At 65.8% G+C, this 16,253-nt stretch carries 21 protein-coding genes and 1 tRNA gene; 12 read left to right on the top strand and 10 right to left on the bottom strand.

The features are described 5' to 3' along the window. Positions 1-17 precede the first annotated feature (17 nt). Positions 18-557, top strand: coding sequence for a glutathione S-transferase family protein (locus NLR35_RS11685; protein ID WP_257166680.1), 540 nt, complete (start codon positions 18-20; stop codon positions 555-557). A gap of 9 nt (positions 558-566) precedes the next feature. Here NLR35_RS11685 and NLR35_RS11680 read toward each other — a convergent pair whose 3' ends face one another. After that, positions 567-1,298 carry an SDR family NAD(P)-dependent oxidoreductase gene (locus tag NLR35_RS11680; protein ID WP_257166679.1) on the bottom strand — a complete coding sequence of 244 codons (732 nt, stop codon included), beginning with the start codon at positions 1,296-1,298 and terminating at the stop codon, positions 567-569. Positions 1,299-1,425: 127 nt separating this feature from the next. Between NLR35_RS11680 and NLR35_RS11675 the strand changes: the two genes are divergently transcribed. Further along, positions 1,426-1,686 carry a type II toxin-antitoxin system ParD family antitoxin gene (locus NLR35_RS11675; protein WP_257166678.1) on the top strand — a complete coding sequence of 87 codons (261 nt, stop codon included), beginning with the start codon at positions 1,426-1,428 and terminating at the stop codon, positions 1,684-1,686. Between the two features lie 132 nt (positions 1,687-1,818). On the opposite strand, the gene NLR35_RS11670 is transcribed toward NLR35_RS11675, so the two are convergent. Both NLR35_RS11670 and NLR35_RS11665 read right to left on the bottom strand, forming a co-directional pair. After that, a complete protein-coding gene (locus tag NLR35_RS11670) occupies positions 1,819-2,772 on the bottom strand; it encodes an SIR2 family protein (RefSeq protein WP_257166677.1) in 954 nt (317 codons plus the stop codon). 194 nt (positions 2,773-2,966) lie between these two features. Beyond that, a tRNA-Leu gene (locus NLR35_RS11665) sits at positions 2,967-3,053 on the bottom strand. Positions 3,054-3,474: 421 nt separating this feature from the next. On the opposite strand from NLR35_RS11665, the gene NLR35_RS11660 reads away from it, so the two are divergent. Further along, on the top strand, positions 3,475-3,933 hold the full coding sequence (locus NLR35_RS11660) for a hypothetical protein (RefSeq protein ID WP_257166676.1): 459 nt from the start codon (positions 3,475-3,477) through the stop codon (positions 3,931-3,933). A 28-nt stretch (positions 3,934-3,961) separates the two neighbouring features. Here the strand turns inward: NLR35_RS11660 and NLR35_RS11655 are convergent, their stop codons facing one another. Both NLR35_RS11655 and NLR35_RS11650 read right to left on the bottom strand, forming a co-directional pair. Then, positions 3,962-5,161 (bottom strand): FAD-dependent monooxygenase, encoded by a 1,200-nt coding sequence (locus NLR35_RS11655; protein WP_257166675.1) that lies wholly within the window; start codon positions 5,159-5,161, stop codon positions 3,962-3,964. 10 nt (positions 5,162-5,171) lie between these two features. After that, entirely contained in the window at positions 5,172-5,414 is a 243-nt protein-coding gene (locus NLR35_RS11650) for a zinc-finger domain-containing protein (RefSeq protein ID WP_006611181.1), read from the bottom strand. A gap of 327 nt (positions 5,415-5,741) precedes the next feature. Here NLR35_RS11650 and NLR35_RS11645 point away from each other — a divergent pair, with 327 nt between their 5' ends. Together NLR35_RS11645 and NLR35_RS11640 are read left to right on the top strand one after the other, a co-directional pair. After that, the gene (locus tag NLR35_RS11645; RefSeq protein WP_257166674.1) at positions 5,742-6,884 is read left to right on the top strand and encodes a hypothetical protein; all 1,143 of its coding nucleotides are present in this window, start codon (positions 5,742-5,744) and stop codon (positions 6,882-6,884) included. Between the two features lie 43 nt (positions 6,885-6,927). After that, positions 6,928-7,677: an alpha/beta fold hydrolase gene (locus NLR35_RS11640; protein ID WP_257166673.1), complete on the top strand. Its 750-nt coding sequence runs from the start codon at positions 6,928-6,930 to the stop codon at positions 7,675-7,677. Positions 7,678-7,837: 160 nt separating this feature from the next. Here the strand turns inward: NLR35_RS11640 and NLR35_RS11635 are convergent, their stop codons facing one another. Continuing rightward, entirely contained in the window at positions 7,838-9,235 is a 1,398-nt protein-coding gene (locus NLR35_RS11635) for a hypothetical protein (protein WP_257166851.1), read from the bottom strand. Positions 9,236-9,622: 387 nt separating this feature from the next. Here NLR35_RS11635 and cysE point away from each other — a divergent pair, with 387 nt between their 5' ends. Together cysE and NLR35_RS11625 are read left to right on the top strand one after the other, a co-directional pair. Next, positions 9,623-10,450, top strand: a complete 828-nt coding sequence (cysE, locus tag NLR35_RS11630) for a serine O-acetyltransferase (RefSeq protein WP_257166672.1) — start codon at positions 9,623-9,625, stop codon at positions 10,448-10,450. A 270-nt stretch (positions 10,451-10,720) separates the two neighbouring features. Further along, complete coding sequence (locus tag NLR35_RS11625) at positions 10,721-10,933, top strand: DUF3126 family protein (protein WP_006611186.1); 213 nt, start codon at positions 10,721-10,723, stop codon at positions 10,931-10,933. A gap of 359 nt (positions 10,934-11,292) precedes the next feature. Here the strand turns inward: NLR35_RS11625 and NLR35_RS11620 are convergent, their stop codons facing one another. Continuing rightward, entirely contained in the window at positions 11,293-11,991 is a 699-nt protein-coding gene (locus NLR35_RS11620; protein ID WP_257166671.1) for a hypothetical protein, read from the bottom strand. 196 nt (positions 11,992-12,187) lie between these two features. Between NLR35_RS11620 and NLR35_RS11615 the strand changes: the two genes are divergently transcribed. Continuing rightward, on the top strand, positions 12,188-12,517 hold the full coding sequence (locus NLR35_RS11615; protein WP_006611188.1) for a DUF6949 family protein: 330 nt from the start codon (positions 12,188-12,190) through the stop codon (positions 12,515-12,517). A gap of 85 nt (positions 12,518-12,602) precedes the next feature. Then, positions 12,603-13,133 carry a gamma carbonic anhydrase family protein gene (locus NLR35_RS11610; RefSeq protein ID WP_009027539.1) on the top strand — a complete coding sequence of 177 codons (531 nt, stop codon included), beginning with the start codon at positions 12,603-12,605 and terminating at the stop codon, positions 13,131-13,133. Between the two features lie 34 nt (positions 13,134-13,167). On the opposite strand, the gene NLR35_RS11605 is transcribed toward NLR35_RS11610, so the two are convergent. Together NLR35_RS11605 and NLR35_RS11600 are read right to left on the bottom strand one after the other, a co-directional pair. Beyond that, a complete protein-coding gene (locus tag NLR35_RS11605) occupies positions 13,168-13,335 on the bottom strand; it encodes a hypothetical protein (protein WP_257166670.1) in 168 nt (55 codons plus the stop codon). Further along, positions 13,332-13,628, bottom strand: coding sequence for a hypothetical protein (locus NLR35_RS11600; protein ID WP_257166669.1), 297 nt, complete (start codon positions 13,626-13,628; stop codon positions 13,332-13,334). Before NLR35_RS11600 ends, NLR35_RS11605 begins: the two co-directional genes overlap by 4 nt. A gap of 75 nt (positions 13,629-13,703) precedes the next feature. Here NLR35_RS11600 and NLR35_RS11595 point away from each other — a divergent pair, with 75 nt between their 5' ends. From NLR35_RS11595 to NLR35_RS11585, 3 genes are all read left to right on the top strand, one after another. Next, a complete protein-coding gene (locus tag NLR35_RS11595) occupies positions 13,704-14,261 on the top strand; it encodes a hypothetical protein (RefSeq protein WP_257166668.1) in 558 nt (185 codons plus the stop codon). 154 nt (positions 14,262-14,415) lie between these two features. Next, on the top strand, positions 14,416-14,718 hold the full coding sequence (locus NLR35_RS11590) for a hypothetical protein (RefSeq protein ID WP_257166667.1): 303 nt from the start codon (positions 14,416-14,418) through the stop codon (positions 14,716-14,718). Between the two features lie 138 nt (positions 14,719-14,856). Beyond that, positions 14,857-14,997 (top strand): hypothetical protein, encoded by a 141-nt coding sequence (locus NLR35_RS11585; RefSeq protein WP_257166666.1) that lies wholly within the window; start codon positions 14,857-14,859, stop codon positions 14,995-14,997. 186 nt (positions 14,998-15,183) lie between these two features. Here NLR35_RS11585 and NLR35_RS11580 read toward each other — a convergent pair whose 3' ends face one another. Beyond that, entirely contained in the window at positions 15,184-15,996 is an 813-nt protein-coding gene (locus NLR35_RS11580; protein ID WP_374940810.1) for a dienelactone hydrolase family protein, read from the bottom strand. Between the last annotated feature and the right edge of the window lie 257 nt (positions 15,997-16,253).

The following is a 16,253-nucleotide window of genomic DNA, read 5'->3' as shown; positions in this document are numbered from 1 at the left end:
TCGCCCGGGGATTCGAAATGGCGGCGCATCTCGCACGGCATCCGTTCGGCCGGGTGCCGGCCCTCAGCCATGATGGCTTCGAGCTGTACGAGACCCAGGCGATCCTGCGCTATCTCGACCGCGTGCTGCCGCAGCCGGCGCTGACGCCGGATGAGCCGAAGCAGGCGGCGCGCATGGACCAGGTGATGAACATCAGCGACTGGTACCTGTTTCAGGGCGTGTGCAACGTCATCATCTTTCAGCGCATCGTCGGCCCGCAATTCTTCGGCACCGCGACGGACGAATCCGCCATTATCAGCGCGATGCCACAGGCGAGAACAGTCATCGCGGAGCTGTCGCGGCTGCTCGGCGAACAGCACTTCATGGCAGGCGACCGGCTGTCGCTGGCGGACCTGCAGGCTGGTCCGCAGGCGAGCTTTCTGTCGCTGACGCCGGAATGGACCGAACTGACGTCAGGCCATCCCAATCTCGCCGCCTGGATCGCGCGGCTGGAAGCACGCCCGAGCTTCCAGGCGACGACGATGGCGCAACTCATGGCCCGCGCACAGGCGGCGTAGGGGGGCGCGCTACCAGCCGAGCGGATTGCCGTCGCGGAAGAAGCCGCCGGTCGGCCCGTCATCGCCCATCAGTGCCGCCCACACCACGCTGGCGGCGCCGTCGGCCACCGGGCGCGCGCCCATCGCGGCGCCGCCGTCGAAGGTCGCGGTGAAGCCGGGGCAGACCGCGTTGACGCGCAGCGTGGGGTTTTCCCTGGCGAGCTTCACCGTCAGCGCATTGAGCGCGGCCTTGGCTACCCCATAGGAGGCTGGCATCGGCGCAGCAGTGGCGAGACCGAATTCCGCATCGCTGTGCGAGCCGGCGCCGCTGGAGACGTTGACGAGTCGGCCATGCGCGCTGTTGCGCAACAGCGGCAGGAAGATCTGCGCCACCGACCAGGCGCCGAACAGCGTGCTCTCGAAATTGGCGCGGACCTCGGCGAGATCGGCGGACGAGGCGGTCTCGTCATAGCTCCCGAGCGTCGCAGCATTGTTGACCAGCACGTCGAGCCGGCCGAACCGCTCGTCCAAGAGCGCGGCGACCTTCGCCGTCGCGTCGGGATCGGTGATGTCCATGCCGTGACCTTCGGCGACCACGCCCGCCGCGTTGAGCTCGGCCGCCCGGGCCTGCGCATCCGCTGCCGTCCTGGCAGTCAGGATGATGCGACAGCCGCGCCGCCCGAGCTGCCGCGCGACCTCGAAGCCGATGCCCGTCGCACGTCCGGCACCGGTGATCAGGGCAATGCGAAGATCCGCATCCACGACCGCCTCGTTGCTTGGTTCATAAAGGGGCACGTCCGGTCAGAAAGATGCCGCGTGTTGTTCGGATCGACCTTGTTCGGAGCGCTTGAGCCGAGATCATATGCTACATTCTGCTAGAGGAGTTTCCGTGGCCAGCAGCTACACCATCGGCAAACACTACGAGGAGTTGATCAAGGGCCTGGTGGACAGCGGCCGCTATTCGACCGCCAGCGAGGTCATGCGCGAAGGGCTGCGGCTGATCGAAGAAAAGCAAGAGCGGCGCAAGGCCAAACTCGAAGCTCTTCGCAGCGCGATCCAGGACGGTCTCGACAGCGGTCCCGCCGAGGGCCAGGATGTGGAAGACCTCATCGCAGAGGCGAAACGCCGGAAGGCCACGCGTGCAAAGTAGCCGCCTGTTGCGCCCGCAGGCCAGGGAAGACGCGCTGGAATCTGGTAGTACATCGCCGCCGGCAACGAGACAGCGGCAACCGCGCTCCTCCACCGCTTCGACCGTGCAGTTCATACCCGTGCCATTAATTGGTCAGGACTTCAGGCCTCGCCAAGCGGCAGTAATGAAGTGATCCAACTTGCGCCGCTCGATGTCATCGCCGTCAAAAGTAGAGAGGAGCGGCCGCCGCGAAGCACCATCGATATTCCCCATGAGCTTCTCCATGAGGTGCTCTCTGGGTTGAGGAATTTGGGCAGGTTTTCGCTTGTCGATGATGTCAACGCCCGAAGGGTCGACGATGAATAACCGTGCGCCGGTCCCCGCCGCCTCTATAAGGTCCTTGTTGATGTGATCGTCTGTGAAGCTGTAGCCGATTATGACAACCCTGGCTCCATTCAACATCGTTCTGAACTGCTCATGATACCATGAGAGCAGAGGGGAGCTGTTGATGGCACTCACCTTGTTGCCACCGATAATGAGCATCAAGTCGGATCGGTCGGGCAGCATCCAGTTGCTTGAGCCATGTAGCTTGAAATAGGGCTGATGCTGGTTAGTGGTCGAGTAGGGAGGATCAAGCGGCCTGTACAGTCCTGGCGGAGAGATCTTTTGGTCAGTCTCGAAGAGCCCTGGGGTCTCGCAAGCAAAGAATTTCCCATCTGAGTGCTGCCGGATGTCGCCGCCTATGTACTGGAGTTCGAGAAGAGTGTCTTGGTTCAATGTGAAGATGGCATCGAATGACGCGAGAAAGCGCTGAATTGGACCGCCGAGGGAGACCCGTTGAAAACCATGACGCATGGAATGGAACATGCCCGCGACCATCTCGTGGAATCGCCTGAACACCGCTTGATCGGTGGGATTGCTCGCGCCATCCTTGAGTGCCTGATACACGCCTTCAAATCCGGTGCCGCTCTCTTTGTGAGCCCAAAGCAGATGTCGCACGCGCGGGTGCAGGCCGTCCTGCCCGAGCAAGTATTCGAAAGCCTCGTTTGCAAGCCAACCGCCCCAATTTCGGCTGAAGCCGGCGCCGGTGAGCAGGATGAGTGCCATAGGTCAATCTGCGCGCTGCGTGAATCGTATAGTAGTATACAACTCGAAGGCGCATATTCTATCGATCGTTTTCAATTGATTTAGGCAAAGGCACGGCCGCTCCAACGGGCGCTGTTGCCCTATTGCCAATACGGATGGCGGAAGGCTGTCCCAACGCTTCAGCCACGGCGGCCTGACTCGGAGGCATGAGCCCTTGGTGCGGACGGTGGGACTCGAACCCACACGACGTTGCCATCGAGGGATTTTAAGTCCCTTGCGTCTACCGATTCCGCCACGTCCGCCTTTGAGATCAGAGACCTAGCGCATCATCCGGCAATACGGAATGAGCTTGTATGCGGCCTCTCGGCTAATCGTGTGCTTAAGCCGGCGCGGCTGCCTTGGTAAAGCCTCAATCCGGCCGTCACCAACTGCTTTGAAGGGGTGTCCGCCGTGCCGCAATGGATCAAGACCGATCGGGTGTGAGACATTGTGCAGGACATGAGCGAGGTGGTCGGTGTAAGCCACGCCGCCATCAGCGGAAAACGATTCTGGCGGACCTCGGCTCCGGCCGTCGGCACCAGCTGAGGCCTGCGAAACGGTGGGCGCAAGGCTGCTCCATCTTGTGGCGGGCTCGCGCCGTTCGAAGAGGGCGGCATCGATGACCGGACCGTCTGGGGTCATCGATGGTACGAAGCTTTGAGACGGGTGGATGATCGAGGCCTCATGACGACCGACTGCCATCGCCTGGGCTATCACCGCCTCGCGCTTGCCGCGGGATTGTTCGCGCTTTCGTTGCTCATGTCGGGCTGTGCCGGCATGAGCGACAGCGTGTCTACGGCGTTCGCCGATCCGGCCAAATACGACCTCTACGACTGCAAGCAGCTCGAGGCGGAGCGCAAGGCGCTCGCTGGGAGGACCGCCGAGTTGCAGGGCTTGATGGCCAAGGCGGAAACCGGGGCCGGGGGCGCCGTCGTCGCCGAGGTGGCCTATCGCAACGATTACGTCGCGGTCCGCGGCCAGTCGCAGTTCGCGGAAGAGGCCTGGCGCCGCAACAAGTGCGTCGAGACGCCGCCGACGCCGGTCGCGGCCAAGGGCAAGCCGGTCAAGCCCGCGCGCACGGCGCGGCCGATGGCCAGCTCCGGCGGACCGTCGACCCTGCCGCGCGACGGCTCGGTGTATTGAGCCTCGGCGAAATGAGGATTGCCGGCGCCTACAGCCGCCAGTCGTAGATCCAGCCCTGTCGCGCCGACAGCCGCTGCGGTCCCAGCGCCTGGATGCTGATGTCGCGTGCGAGCGCCAATGGCCCGGCCATGTGATAGATCCGGCCCTGGCTGCGCGCCGTGCGCTGCACTCTCCCGACACGGGGGCGTCGGAGCTTGGCATAGTGCTTCAGTGCGCTCTCGACCGCGGCCGGCCCGTCCGGGCGCGCCTCGCTCAGCGTCTTGGCGAGCACGGCCGCATCCTCGATCGCCATGCCGGCGCCCTGCGCGGCGAACGGCAGCATCGCATGGGCGGCATCGCCCAGCAGGCCGATATTGCCCTTGGTCCATTCGATGCCCTCGGGCACGCCGAACAGCGCCCATTTGCGCCAGCCGTCGACGGCGTTGAGCAGAAGCCGCGCCGAGGCCGGCCAGCGCGGCGGGCCGAACACAGCCTTCAGCTCGTTCGGATCGCCTTCGGTGCTCCAGCCCGGCCGGTTCCAGGTGCCGGGCACGACCGCGACCACGTTGACCTGGCGACCGGCGGAGATCGGGTAGGCGACGAGATGGGCGTCCGGACCCATCCACAGCTGCACCCGCGCGCTGGTAAACTCGCGCGGCAACTGCCGGGCGTCGAGCGTGCCGCGCCAGGCGATTAGGCCCGAGAATTCGGCGCGCACCTGCGGAAACAGATGGTGCCGCACCACCGACCAGACGCCGTCGGCGCCGATCAGCGCCAGCACCACGTCCTGCCGCCGTTCGTTGCCCTGGCGATGCACCACGGTCAGTCCCTTGGCGTGGGCGGCGACGTCCTCGAACTGGCAGCCGAGCTTGAGCTCGATGTCCGGATGCGCGATCGCCTCGGCGGCCAAGGCCGCCTGCAGGTCGGCGCGGTGGATCACCCAATAGGGCGCGCTGGCGGCCTCGCTGGCGGCCGATCCGAGCGGCAGCCGGGCGATCTCGCCGCCGGCCCGTGCGCTCATGATGCTGACCGCCTCCGGCACCACGGCGCGCGCCGTGAGCCGGGGCCCCAGGCCGAGATCGATCAGGATGCGGCTGGCGTTGGGGGAGAGCTGCAGGCCGGCGCCGACCTCTTCGAGCCGCTCGGCCTTCTCCAGCACGACGACGCGAAAGCCCTTGGTCGCAAGCGCCAGCGCGGCGGTCAGGCCGCCGATCCCGGCCCCCGCGACGGTGACGGTCCGCAGTGCCACGACGCGCCGGTCAGGCGACGTCCTTCAGCACGCATTCCGGCGGCCGTGCCTCGCCGGCGGCGAGGTCGGGCGCATAGCGGTACAGCGTCGAGCAGTACGGGCAGATGATCTCTTTGTCGTTGCCGAGATCGAGGAAGACATGCGGATGGTCGAACGGCGGATTGGCGCCCACGCACATGAACTCATGCGAGCCGATCTCGATGACGGGCACACCGGCATCGTTGTGGAAATGCGGGACGATGTTATCGGCCATCGGTTTCACCTCGAGTGGCAAGAAGCAGGAAGAGAGAGTGGAATCAGCACGGGGAAGCGGCCGACGGGACAGAATCAGAGGCGCCGGGCCGTCGTGGCGACGGCGGCGCACCATGCTGAGCCATAAGGCCAATTCCTCGGGTTGGGAACCTCGTGGGGCGCGACGCACGCCGATATTTTTGCGCTTGTGGATTCGACACAAACCGGCCCTCGCCGAGAAGCCCTTCTTTCGTCGGGGCCGTTGTCTCCCGGGCCGGATATCCTATGTCTTGGGACGGATCGATGCGCGAAAACGTGAAGGCGGCGTGATCTCGATGCGGTTCAAGTGATGCGAATCAATTGGAGGCTCAACCTGGCCGTGACCGGCCTCGCCGTCAGCGCCGCAATCGGCGTTGCGCTGTGGCCGCATGCCCAGGCGTCGCTCGCCGTGGTCGCGGCGCAGGACGATCCGGCGAATCTGTCGGAGCTTCAGGTCGCGTTCATGCTGCGGGCCGATCCGGTGCTCATCGCACGCAATATCGACGACGCGCTTGCTGCCGGCGATCCCGATCTCGCCGAGAGCTTCGTCGCGCTCGCGAGGGAGCATCAGGTTGCGCTCGATGAGGCACAGGTTCAGCGCGTGAGCGATGCCGTTGCTGCGGAGAGGGCGCCCACCAGCGTTGCCAGGCGGTTTGCGACCGGGCTCGTGACGGGGCAGGCCGACGATGTCGCCAGCCTGTCCGGTACGGTGGCCGGCGATCTGTTCGTGTTCGGTGACATCCGCGACGCCATTCGTGAGGGCAAGCATCTGGTGATGGGCGAGGAGACCGATCGCCTCGTGCTCGGCCTGGCCACGGCCGGACTTGCCGTGACCGCGGCGACCTATGTCTCGGCCGGTGGCGCCGCGCCGGTGCGGGCCGGGCTCACCCTGGTGAAGGATGCCCGCAAGGTCGGCCGGCTCGGCGAGGGCTTGGCGTCCTGGGCTGGACGCTCGGCGCGCGAGGTGGTCGATACACCGATGCTGCAGCAGGCGGTCGCCTCCGGCTCGATGCTGCGTCCGGGCCAGACGGCAACTGCGATCCGCGCCGCTTTCCGGGCCGAGAAGGCCGGCGCGCTGGTGCGGCTGGCCAAGGATGTCGGCCGTATCACCGAGAAGGTGGGCACGCGCGGCGCCCTCGATTCGCTCAAGCTCGCCGACGGGCCGAAGGACATCGCGCGCGCCGCCCGCCTCGCCGAGGCCAAGGGCGGCCAGACGCGGGCGATCCTGAAGCTGCTCGGCCGTGGCGCGCTGCTGCTCACGGCCGGCGCCTTCAATCTCGCGCTCTGGCTGTTCGGCGCGCTGATGACGCTGTTCAGCGCCGTCGCCTCGCTGAAGGCGATGACGGAGCGCGCCACGCAGAGCGTCATCGATCGCGGCAAGCGCCGGCGGCTGCGCCGGATGCAGGCCGCTGCAGCGAGCGGGCAACTGGTCGCCGCCGCGCCCTGCGGCTAGACTTCACTGCACCATCACTCCAGATTTTTCGGGACCAGGTCCGATGCCGAGCTTTTCCAACGGCGCCGTCGAAATCGCCTTCATCGATGAGGGGGAGGGCGATCCGATCGTGCTCGTCCACGGCTTCGCGTCGACCAAGACCGTCAACTGGATCTATCCGGGCTGGGTCACCGAGCTGCGCAAGGCCGGCCGTCGCGTCATCGCGCTGGACAATCGCGGCCATGGCGACTCGGCCAAGCTGTACGACCCCGCGCAGTATTCCATCGCCGAGATGGCGAGCGACGTGACGGCGCTGATGGATCATCTCGACATCGCGCGCGCCGACGTGATGGGCTATTCGCTCGGTGGCCGCATCGCCGCCCACATCGCGCTGACGACGCCGCAGCGGTTGCGCGCGGCGATCTTCGGCGGCATCGGCATGGCGATGATCGAGGGCGGCGGTCCCGGCGAGAACGTCGCGGCGGCGCTCGAGGCGCCGTCGCTCGACGACGTCACCGATCCCGTCGGCAAGACGTTCCGTGCCTTCGCCGACCAGACCCGCTCGGATCGCCTCGCACTCGCCGCCTGCATGCGCGGCTCGCGCGGCCTGATCGCGCGCGAGGATGCCGGCCGCATCGCCGTGCCCGTGCTGGTCGCGGTCGGCACGACCGACGAAGTCTCCGGCTCGGGGCCCGCGCTCGGCGCGCTGATCCCGGGCGCCGAGGTGCTCGACATCCCCAACCGCGACCACATGCGCGCCGTCGGCGACAAGGTCTACAAGGCCGGTGTGGTGGATTTCCTGGTGCGGCGCTGACGCTCGCGCGCGGAACGACGCGCTGCCGTAGGGTGGGCAAAGCGGCCGCCGCAGGCGGCAGCGTGCCCACCGTCGGGCGGCGTCACATGCGGTGAGATGGTGGGCACGGCGCCACCGAAAGCTCGGATGTGGAGATGGCGGTGCGGCGCCTTTGCCCACCCTACGCTTGCGTCGTTCGCTCGCCGCTGAACCACCGCGCCACTGCGATCAGTACCGTGAATGTCGCCATCCACACCAGCCGGGCGCCGTAGCGGTCGTGCGGCCCGGAGAGCACGCCGCAGATCACGGCGTTGCCGAGCAGCGCCAGCGTCACGGTGACGGCGAGCAGGGTGATGTCGTCGCGCCGCCGGCGCCAGATCGCATGCGCCGCGATCGCGGCCGCCGCCAGCATCGAGCCCAGCGCCACCGGCACATGCAGCCAGTTCACGACCGCGAAATTGATCTCCCAATGCTGCTGATGCGCCGCGCGCATCTGCCGGACCTGGGAGGGAATGTAGCGCTCGATGATCCCATAGGTGTGCGGCACCCAGCCGCTGGTGCCTTCGCCGGTCGCCACATGCATCAGCTGTTCGCCGGTCGCGATCGCCGCCGCCTTGGCCTGCCACAGCGGATAGGCGGCGAGCGACTGCTTGACGATGAAGCCCATCTCCTCGTTCATGCCCTCGAAGCGGCCGAGCTTGTTGAACATGGAGTTGCCCCACAGGAAATCGTCCGCCGTCGGCGGCAGCTCGTTGCGGTAGGGGCAGAGCTTGAGTTTCTCGCGCCCGCAATGATCGTTGAGATATTGCGCGACGATGCCGTCCTGAAGCATGCGGCCGAAGGCGACGCCGGTGCCGCCCGGCGTCCAGGCCAGCTGGCCCGACAGAGCGAAGTTCGCGGCGAGCAGCATGGTCGCGCCGGCGACGATGGTGAGGCTGGCCTGGATCAGCCCGGAGAGCGCGATCTGTCGGCGCAGCCAGGGATAGGCGATCCAGCCGGCGCAGCACAGACCGAACAGCACGCCGAGCGTGGCGCTGTGGGTGGCGGAGGCAAACGCCACGAAGCCGAACAGCGCGGCTTTCTCCAGCGCCGAGATCCGGCGCGCCTGCGTCACCAGCAGGAACAGCGCGAGCACCGACAGCCCGGCGAAGATGTCGGTCAGCAGCATGCTGGCGAGCCAGGGCAGGGCGGTGGTCAGGATCAGCAACAGGCCGATCCACAGCAGGCGCAGCGGCTGGTAGAGCCCGAGGACGCGCAGCGTGAGCTGCAGGATCCACAACGTGGCCAGCGCCTGAAGGCCGAGATTGAGCCAGAAGCTGGAGCCTTCGCCGTAGTGCAGATAGAGCCCGAACACGGTCGAGCGGCTCGGCACCAGATAGCCTTCGTACCACCGCGCGAGATAGCCGCCGGTGTCCCACTGCAACAGCGGGTAGCCGTTCCACAGCGCGGGGGCGACCAGGAAGAGGGGGATGACGATGACGGGAAGCCAGGCCGCACCGGCCTCGCTTGCGCGTTCGTCCAGGATCTGAGTGTTACTGATGCCTGCATCCCCCGGTTCGGAGCACCATGGCCAAAACATGGTCAAGGCGGTATTCATCAATAGACGCAGGCTGATGGATGGTAAAGCCAGCCCCGTGATCCAGCGGGGACGGGTGTCTGTCTGGTCCCGGGTGGTTCCTTTTTGCCTCAGGGATGGTATCTGGCCCCGACGCTCGTCCTCGATGGGAAACCTGCGGGGCTGGCGGCTCACCGACTTGATTTCCGGTTCCTGCTGACCACTTCGAGCCGACCGCCGGTCTGTCGGCCTGGCGGGGTCACGTTGCGCGTAACGGAAATGTCTCAATCCCGTGATCTCCTGGCAGCGCGGCCGGCGAGAATGGATCGATGGCCTCGCGCAGCGTGTGGAGGACATCATTCCACGCGCTGTGCTATATTGCCTGCCCACTAAACTCTGCGAGACGCAGCCATGGCTATGCATCAGACCAATCCCCAGGGCGGAAAGCTGGCGACGCTCGACCCGATCTGGGATCGCATTCGCCACGAGGCCGAAGAGATCGTCCGGCGCGAGCCCGAGCTGGCCACGTTCATTTTTTCGACCGTGCTGCATCACAGCCGGTTGGAAGATGCGGTCGTGCATCGCGTTGCCGACCGGCTCGATCATTCCGCGCTGTCCGGCGACCTGATCCGCCAGACCTTCGACGACGCGCTGCGCGACGAGCCGGATCTCGGCCATGCCTTTCGTGCCGATCTCGTCGCCGTCTATGACCGCGATCCCGCGACCTCGCGCTTCATCGACCCCTTGCTCTACTTCAAGGGCTTCCACGCGTTGCAGACGCATCGCCTTGCAAATTGGCTCCATCGCAAGAGCCGCAAGGATTTCTCGTTCTACCTGCAGAGCCGCTCCTCGGCGGTGTTCCAGACGGACATCAATCCGGCGGCGCGGATCGGCCGCGGCATCTTCCTCGATCACGCCACCGGCTTCGTCTGCGGTGAGACCGCTGTCATCGAGGACAACGTCTCCATCCTGCACGGTGTGACGCTCGGCGGCACCGGCAAGGAGAACGAGGACCGTCATCCGAAGATTCGCCACGGCGTGCTGATCGGCGCCGGCGCCAAGGTGCTGGGCAATATCGAGGTCGGTCATTGCGCGCGCATCGCGGCCGGATCGGTGGTGGTGAAGCCGGTGCCTAACAACGTCACGGTGGCCGGCGTCCCGGCCAAGATCGTCGGCGAGGCCGGTTGCGCGGAGCCCTCGCGCACCATGGACCAGATGATCAACGCGATCGGCATCTGAGCCGCGGCGCGCGTGCGCGCAATCTCGAAGTCAAGAGCTTTTCAACCACGGGATTTCGTGCGAACACATCGTTGATCTGTGGATCTGACGATCCGCCATTGCCGCGGCGGACTGAATGTGAGATCCACGGCGTCCCTTTTCAGGTGCGTTCGATGACGCTGGTATCAATGCCGGGCATCGACCGGCTGAACTAACAAGCTTCGAGGACACGGACGTGCCGTGCTGTCACGTCCTGAACAACAAGCAACCCGCTGCAATTGGAGATCTCCCGTGGACGTTCAGGAAGTCAGGAAGCTCGACGCGTATCTGAAGCGCGTGTTCGGCAATCCCAAGATCCGCGTCGTGCCGCGGCCGAAGAAGGAAGACTCCGCCGAGGTCTATATCGGCGAGGAGTTCATCGGCGTCCTGTTCGTCGACGACGAGGACGATGATCGCTCGTTCCAGTTCCAGATGGCCATCCTGGAAGACGATCTGGTCGAGTAGACAGTAAGCGACTGCGCTTGGGGTACGGACGATCCCGCGCGGTGCAAGCGAATGTGCCCTCTCCCCTTGCGGGAGAGGGCCTCACCGGCCGATCAACGTGCTCGCTTGGGTGAGGGGTATCTTTCCGCGAACTGCGCTCGTTGAGAGATACCCCTCACCCAACCGAGTCTGCCGCGCCTTCGTACATGCCCTCTCCCGCAAGGGGAGAGGGCTCAGTCATGAGCACCGCGCTTGTCTGCCGACGTGCACGTAGCCGCATCATCATACGTAAGGTGCTGGTTCATACACGGCTGCACTTAGAAGCCGGACGCCGCCGCACCCACCGCGCGAAGTCACGACATTCCAGCGGCTATGCCCAACTACTTCACCGCATGCATCTGTGCCGTCAGCCGATCCATCGCGGCGGCCACGTCCTGCCATTGTGACAGCCAGCTGCGCGGGAAGCGGAACACGAGGTCGGCGCCGTCGATGCGGCGCTCGCTCAGGCACATGCCGGGGGTGGCCGCATCGCGGGTGCAGCGCGCCACCAGCGCCGGCTGGTCGGCCATGAAAAGGTCTTCGACATCGTAAGGCGTGCCGGCGCGGAAGCCGCGCATCGTCAAGCCGTTCTGGACTGAAATGGCGGACGGGCTCAGATAGCGCGGATAGATCGTCTTGAGCCGCGCCTCCGGCGACAGCGCGTCGTGATGCGCCGAGATCGACACGAAGATTCGATCGATCGGATGCGGCGCCTGATCGACCTGGTCGGCGCTGACGTGATGCGGCGCCTCGGGCGGGGTGAGGGCGGGATAGTCGAAGCCGAGATCGACCCGCTCCTGCGGGCCGGTGTGGCGCTGGATCTTCACCCTGATGGCGGCCGAGGGGACGTTGAAGATGGTGCCGCCGATGCTGACCGGCAGGCGTTCGGGCCCCTTGAAGGCGCCGGCCTGCCATGTCGGCCACAAGAGGTAGGCGACGACGGCCACGGCGGACGCCGCCAGCACGCAGCCGGTCACGATCGGCACGGCGTGGCCATGTCCGTTCGAAGGGCGGGCACTGCGGACGGAAAACATCGTCATGTCGGGCTGGGGATCTCAACGGCGAATCAGCGCGACTATGCCACGGCAATGCGATTTTCTGCAGAATCTTACCGGCAGGGACCTGCACATTTGCCGCGGGCTCGATTAACCCTTCCTTAAGGATAATGTGGCGAGCGGGGCCGGATTTTGCCAAACCAGCATCGGGCAGTTCTGCAAGTTTGAGTGAGTGCGTACGATGTCGGCAGAGGCGTTCAATTCCCTGTTCTCGCTCCTGATCGGTTTTGCCTTGGCCGGCGCCTTGGCCAGCGGCTATCAGGCCTATGCTGAGCGGCCGCCGGGCTTCGAGCTGCTGCAGGAGGGCGTGACGCCGCGCCGTTTCGCTGCCGTGCCGTTCCTGGTGTTCGCAGCCCCCTTCATCATCATGCGCAATACGCTGCGCGGCGCCCGCATCGAGCGCCGCCGCTTCGAGTTCGTGATGCTGGCAACCGTGATCGCCGGCTTCTGGAGCATGATGTCCGGCACCTTCATCGTGATGACCTTGCGCGCCGCCGGCGTGCTGGCGTGAGTTCCTCATCGGAACGGCAAGCGCCGCGATTGCTTGAATTCGCCGTCCTGGCCGTGCCAAGGTCACCCGCGAACGGGAGACCTCCATGGCTATCTACGAACTCGACGGGCAGGCGCCCGAGCTGCCGGCGGACGGCAACTACTACATCGCCGACAATGCCACCGTGATCGGCCGCGTGAAGCTGGCCCGCGAGGTCACCGTCTGGTTCGGCGCGGTCATTCGTGGCGACAATGACTGGATCGAGATCGGCGAGAGCTCCAACATCCAGGACAATGCCACCTGTCACGTCGATCCCGGCTTTCCGCTGCGCGTCGGCCGCAACGTCACGGTAGGCCACAACGTGATCCTGCACGGCTGCACGGTCGAGGATGACGCGCTGATCGGCATGGGCTCGATCATCATGAACGGCGCGCACATCCGTCGCGGCAGCGTCGTCGGCGCCGGCGCGATCATCACCGAGGGCAAGGACTTTCCGGAATATTCGCTGATCATCGGTGCACCCGCCCGCGTCGTGCGCACGCTGGAGCCCGCGCAGGTCGAGCGCATGGGCATCGCGGCGAAGGCCTATGTCGCCAAGGGCCCGCGCTACACCAAAGGCCTGAAGAAGATCGGCTGAGGCAGCCTGATCAGCGAGGGGCTGATCGCGCGGCTCACGTCCCCTCGGACTCGCTGGCTTCGCGCGCGCTGGCGACGCGCTCATGGCCGCTCGCCCATAGCGCATGCTGCTCGCTGCCATCCTGATACGGATTGGCCTCGGCCGGAATGTTCTCGCGCGCGGCGCGCTCGCCCTGTTCGAACGGATCGGGGTCGGTGGTCATGCTGAAATCCTGCTCCTCTGCTTGCGTTTGGGTCTGGCCCGCGTCTTGGGTCTATTGCTGGGCTTGTCCTTGCGTTCGCGCGCGGCGGTGGCGTCGTCCTCCGCCGCGCTCCTGCGCAATGCGTCCTTCAGGTCGGCCGGCACGCCGTGCTTCTCGAGCAGGTCCATGAACGCTTCGTCCGCGAGATCCTGCAGGCCGAGCATCTGATCGCGACCGAGCTGCTTGAGCTTGTCGAACGTGTCCTGGTCGAAGGCGATCAGCTTGCGCACCTGTCCATCTTCTCCTCGCGCCATCAATCCTCTCCCATTCACGTTGGTTCCGGAACGCGGCCTGCCCGGTCGGGTTGAGACGTAAAGGGAGAGCCTCCGATGACCAGACATTCCTTGCGCACACTGATCGTGATTGCAGGTCTCACGACGGCGACGGCCGTCTTCGCCCAGAGCGGCGGCGGTGGCGGCGGAGGAGGTGGGGCGGGCGGCGGAGCAAGCGCCGGCGGCGCGGCCGGCGGCGGCGGCGCTGCGAGCAGTGCGACGGGTGGCAGCGGCTCCAGCGCCGGGACGACCGGGACTGCAGGCGCCGGGACGAGCGGTACCAGCGGCACAGCTTCTGGAAACGCTGCGGGGCTGGGAAACACGTCCACCAGCCCGAACGGCGTCGGCAATGGCGCGCAGCTGTCTCAACCGGGGGCGGCCGGCGCCAACGGCACCAACAGCCTTGGCACCGCCCAATCGACCGGCTCGGGTGCGAGCGGATCTGGCTCAGCGTCGGGCAATTCCGGGGTCACCACGGGCGCAGGCCGCGGTGCCGCCGGCGGCACCTCGGCAACGGGACCCAACCGTCCGGGCGACAACACGGTGGATGCCGAGATTCAGCAGGAGAACCAGAAGGTCGATCAGAAGGTGAAGAGCATCTGCCGCGGTTGCTGATCATTGCTGCGGCTCTTGACGTGACGTTCAGACACCTGATCGCGCAGATGTGAGTGCGGCTGCCCGCGAGCTGTTCCAAATCAGGCCTTAAGACATTTGCGTTGCAATGACGCGATCATTGCAGCTTGGGCTGCGTGAATTTGGAGACGGATCGATGCGTAAAACTTGGATGGGATTGCTGGCGGCCGGCGGGATCGCGTTGATCATGATCCCCGGCGCGGCGTCGGCCCGCGGCGGCTTCCATCACGGGGGTGGCTTCGGTCACGGCTTCTATCACCACGGCTTTGGCCCTGGCTTCGGGATCGGCTTCGGTTTCGGCTATCCCTATTATTACGGCGGCTATCCCTACAACTACTACCCTTACACCTATGAAGACATCGGCGGCTGCTACGTGATCAAGAAGCGCGTGCGGACAGCGCACGGCTGGCGTCTTCGTCCCGTTGAAGTCTGTGAATGAGCGGTGAACCTGCGGGCGGGGTGACGCGTTGGCCAGTCACTTCGCCTTAACGATATCCCGGTCACCATTTCCTGCCGCTGCGGTGCACGAGGCGGCCATGGAGCAAGAGCTGGCGCAACGCTTGCATGGATTCCAGGCATGATGAACTCACTCACATCCCCTGAACTCACCTTCGTCTTCATGGGCGTCGTCGTCGGTCTCGGCGCCGCTCTGGTCTGGATGGCCTGGGAGCTCGAACAGGGCGCCCGGCAGCCGGCGAGGGTGCGCCGGCGGCGCTGAGCCGTCCTTGCGCGGTCCGCATAGGGTGGGCAAAGGCGCGGTCGTGATCTCGCCGCGTGCGAGATGGCAGTCGCGCCGTGCCCGCCATCGTTGCTGACGAGTTCGCGGAGCGACGGTGGGCACGCTGCCGCCTGGCCGCGGCTGCTTTGCCCACCCTCGGTCACCACGCCGACATGTGCGTGCCGATCAGCTCAGCACGCCATATTTCTTGAACCACGCCTGCATCTGTGACCACGCATCCTCCGCCGCCTCCTTGCGATAGCTCGGGCGGTAGTCGGCGTGGAAGCCATGCGGCGCGCCGGGATAGAGCTTGAACTCAGCGGTCTTCTTGTTCTCCGCGAGCGCGGCCTTCATCGCCTCGACGCTGGCGACTGGAATGCCGGTGTCGGCCTCGCCATAGAGGCCGAGCACAGGCGCCTTCATCTCCGGCGCAAGCTGCGCCGGGCTCTTCGGCCACGCCGGGTTGGGCGCATCGGTCAGCGGACCATAGAACGCCACGCCGGCCTTCAGCCCGGCATTGTGGGCGGCATATTCCCAGACATTGCGGCCGCCGCGGCAGAAGCCGACGATGCCGAGACGCGAGGTGTCGCCGCCCTGTGATTTGGCCCAGGCCACCGTCGCGTCGAGATCCGACAGCAGCTCGGCATCAGGCTTCGCATTCACGATCGGCAGCAGCTCCTTGATGTCGCTGATCTTGGTGAGATCGGTGCCGCTGCGGAAATAGTAGTCGGGCGCCACCGCGAGCGCGCCGAGCTTGGCGAGGCGTCGCGTCACGTCCTTGATGTATTGGTGCAGGCCGAAGATCTCCATCGCGACCAGGATGACAGGCGGATTGCTGGCGCTGACGGGCCTGGCGAAATACACCGGCATCTCGGCATCGGCGACCTTCACCTTCGCATCGCCAGCATTGAGGCCGCTGGTGTCGGTGGTGATGACCTCGGCCCGGACAGGGCCTGCGGCCAACGTGTAGCCGGCGGTGACGGCTGCGGACGCGGTCATGAAGCCGCGGCGCGAGAACGGGGCGACTTTGGTCAGTCCGATCACGTCGGACGTCAGTATGGGGTCGGCGGACATGGCGGCTTCTCTCCACAGGTGAGGCGTGCATTGAGCAGAGAAGCGGCTGTGAAAAGCAAGTCACCAGCAGGAGAGGGTGCTGTGCACGCGGCGCAGTTCCGAAGTCATCTTGCGCTCGAGGGTCCACTACAAAGAACAAGGTCGTCGGCGCAGTATGGCGCCAACGACCTTGCCAGCCCCGG

The sequence above is a fragment of the Bradyrhizobium sp. SRS-191 genome (genome assembly GCF_024586915.1).
In the GTDB taxonomy this organism is placed as follows: domain Bacteria; phylum Pseudomonadota; class Alphaproteobacteria; order Rhizobiales; family Xanthobacteraceae; genus Bradyrhizobium.
The sequence above is the reverse complement of the archived record's forward strand: the minus strand, read 5'-3'. Positions and strand labels throughout refer to the sequence as shown.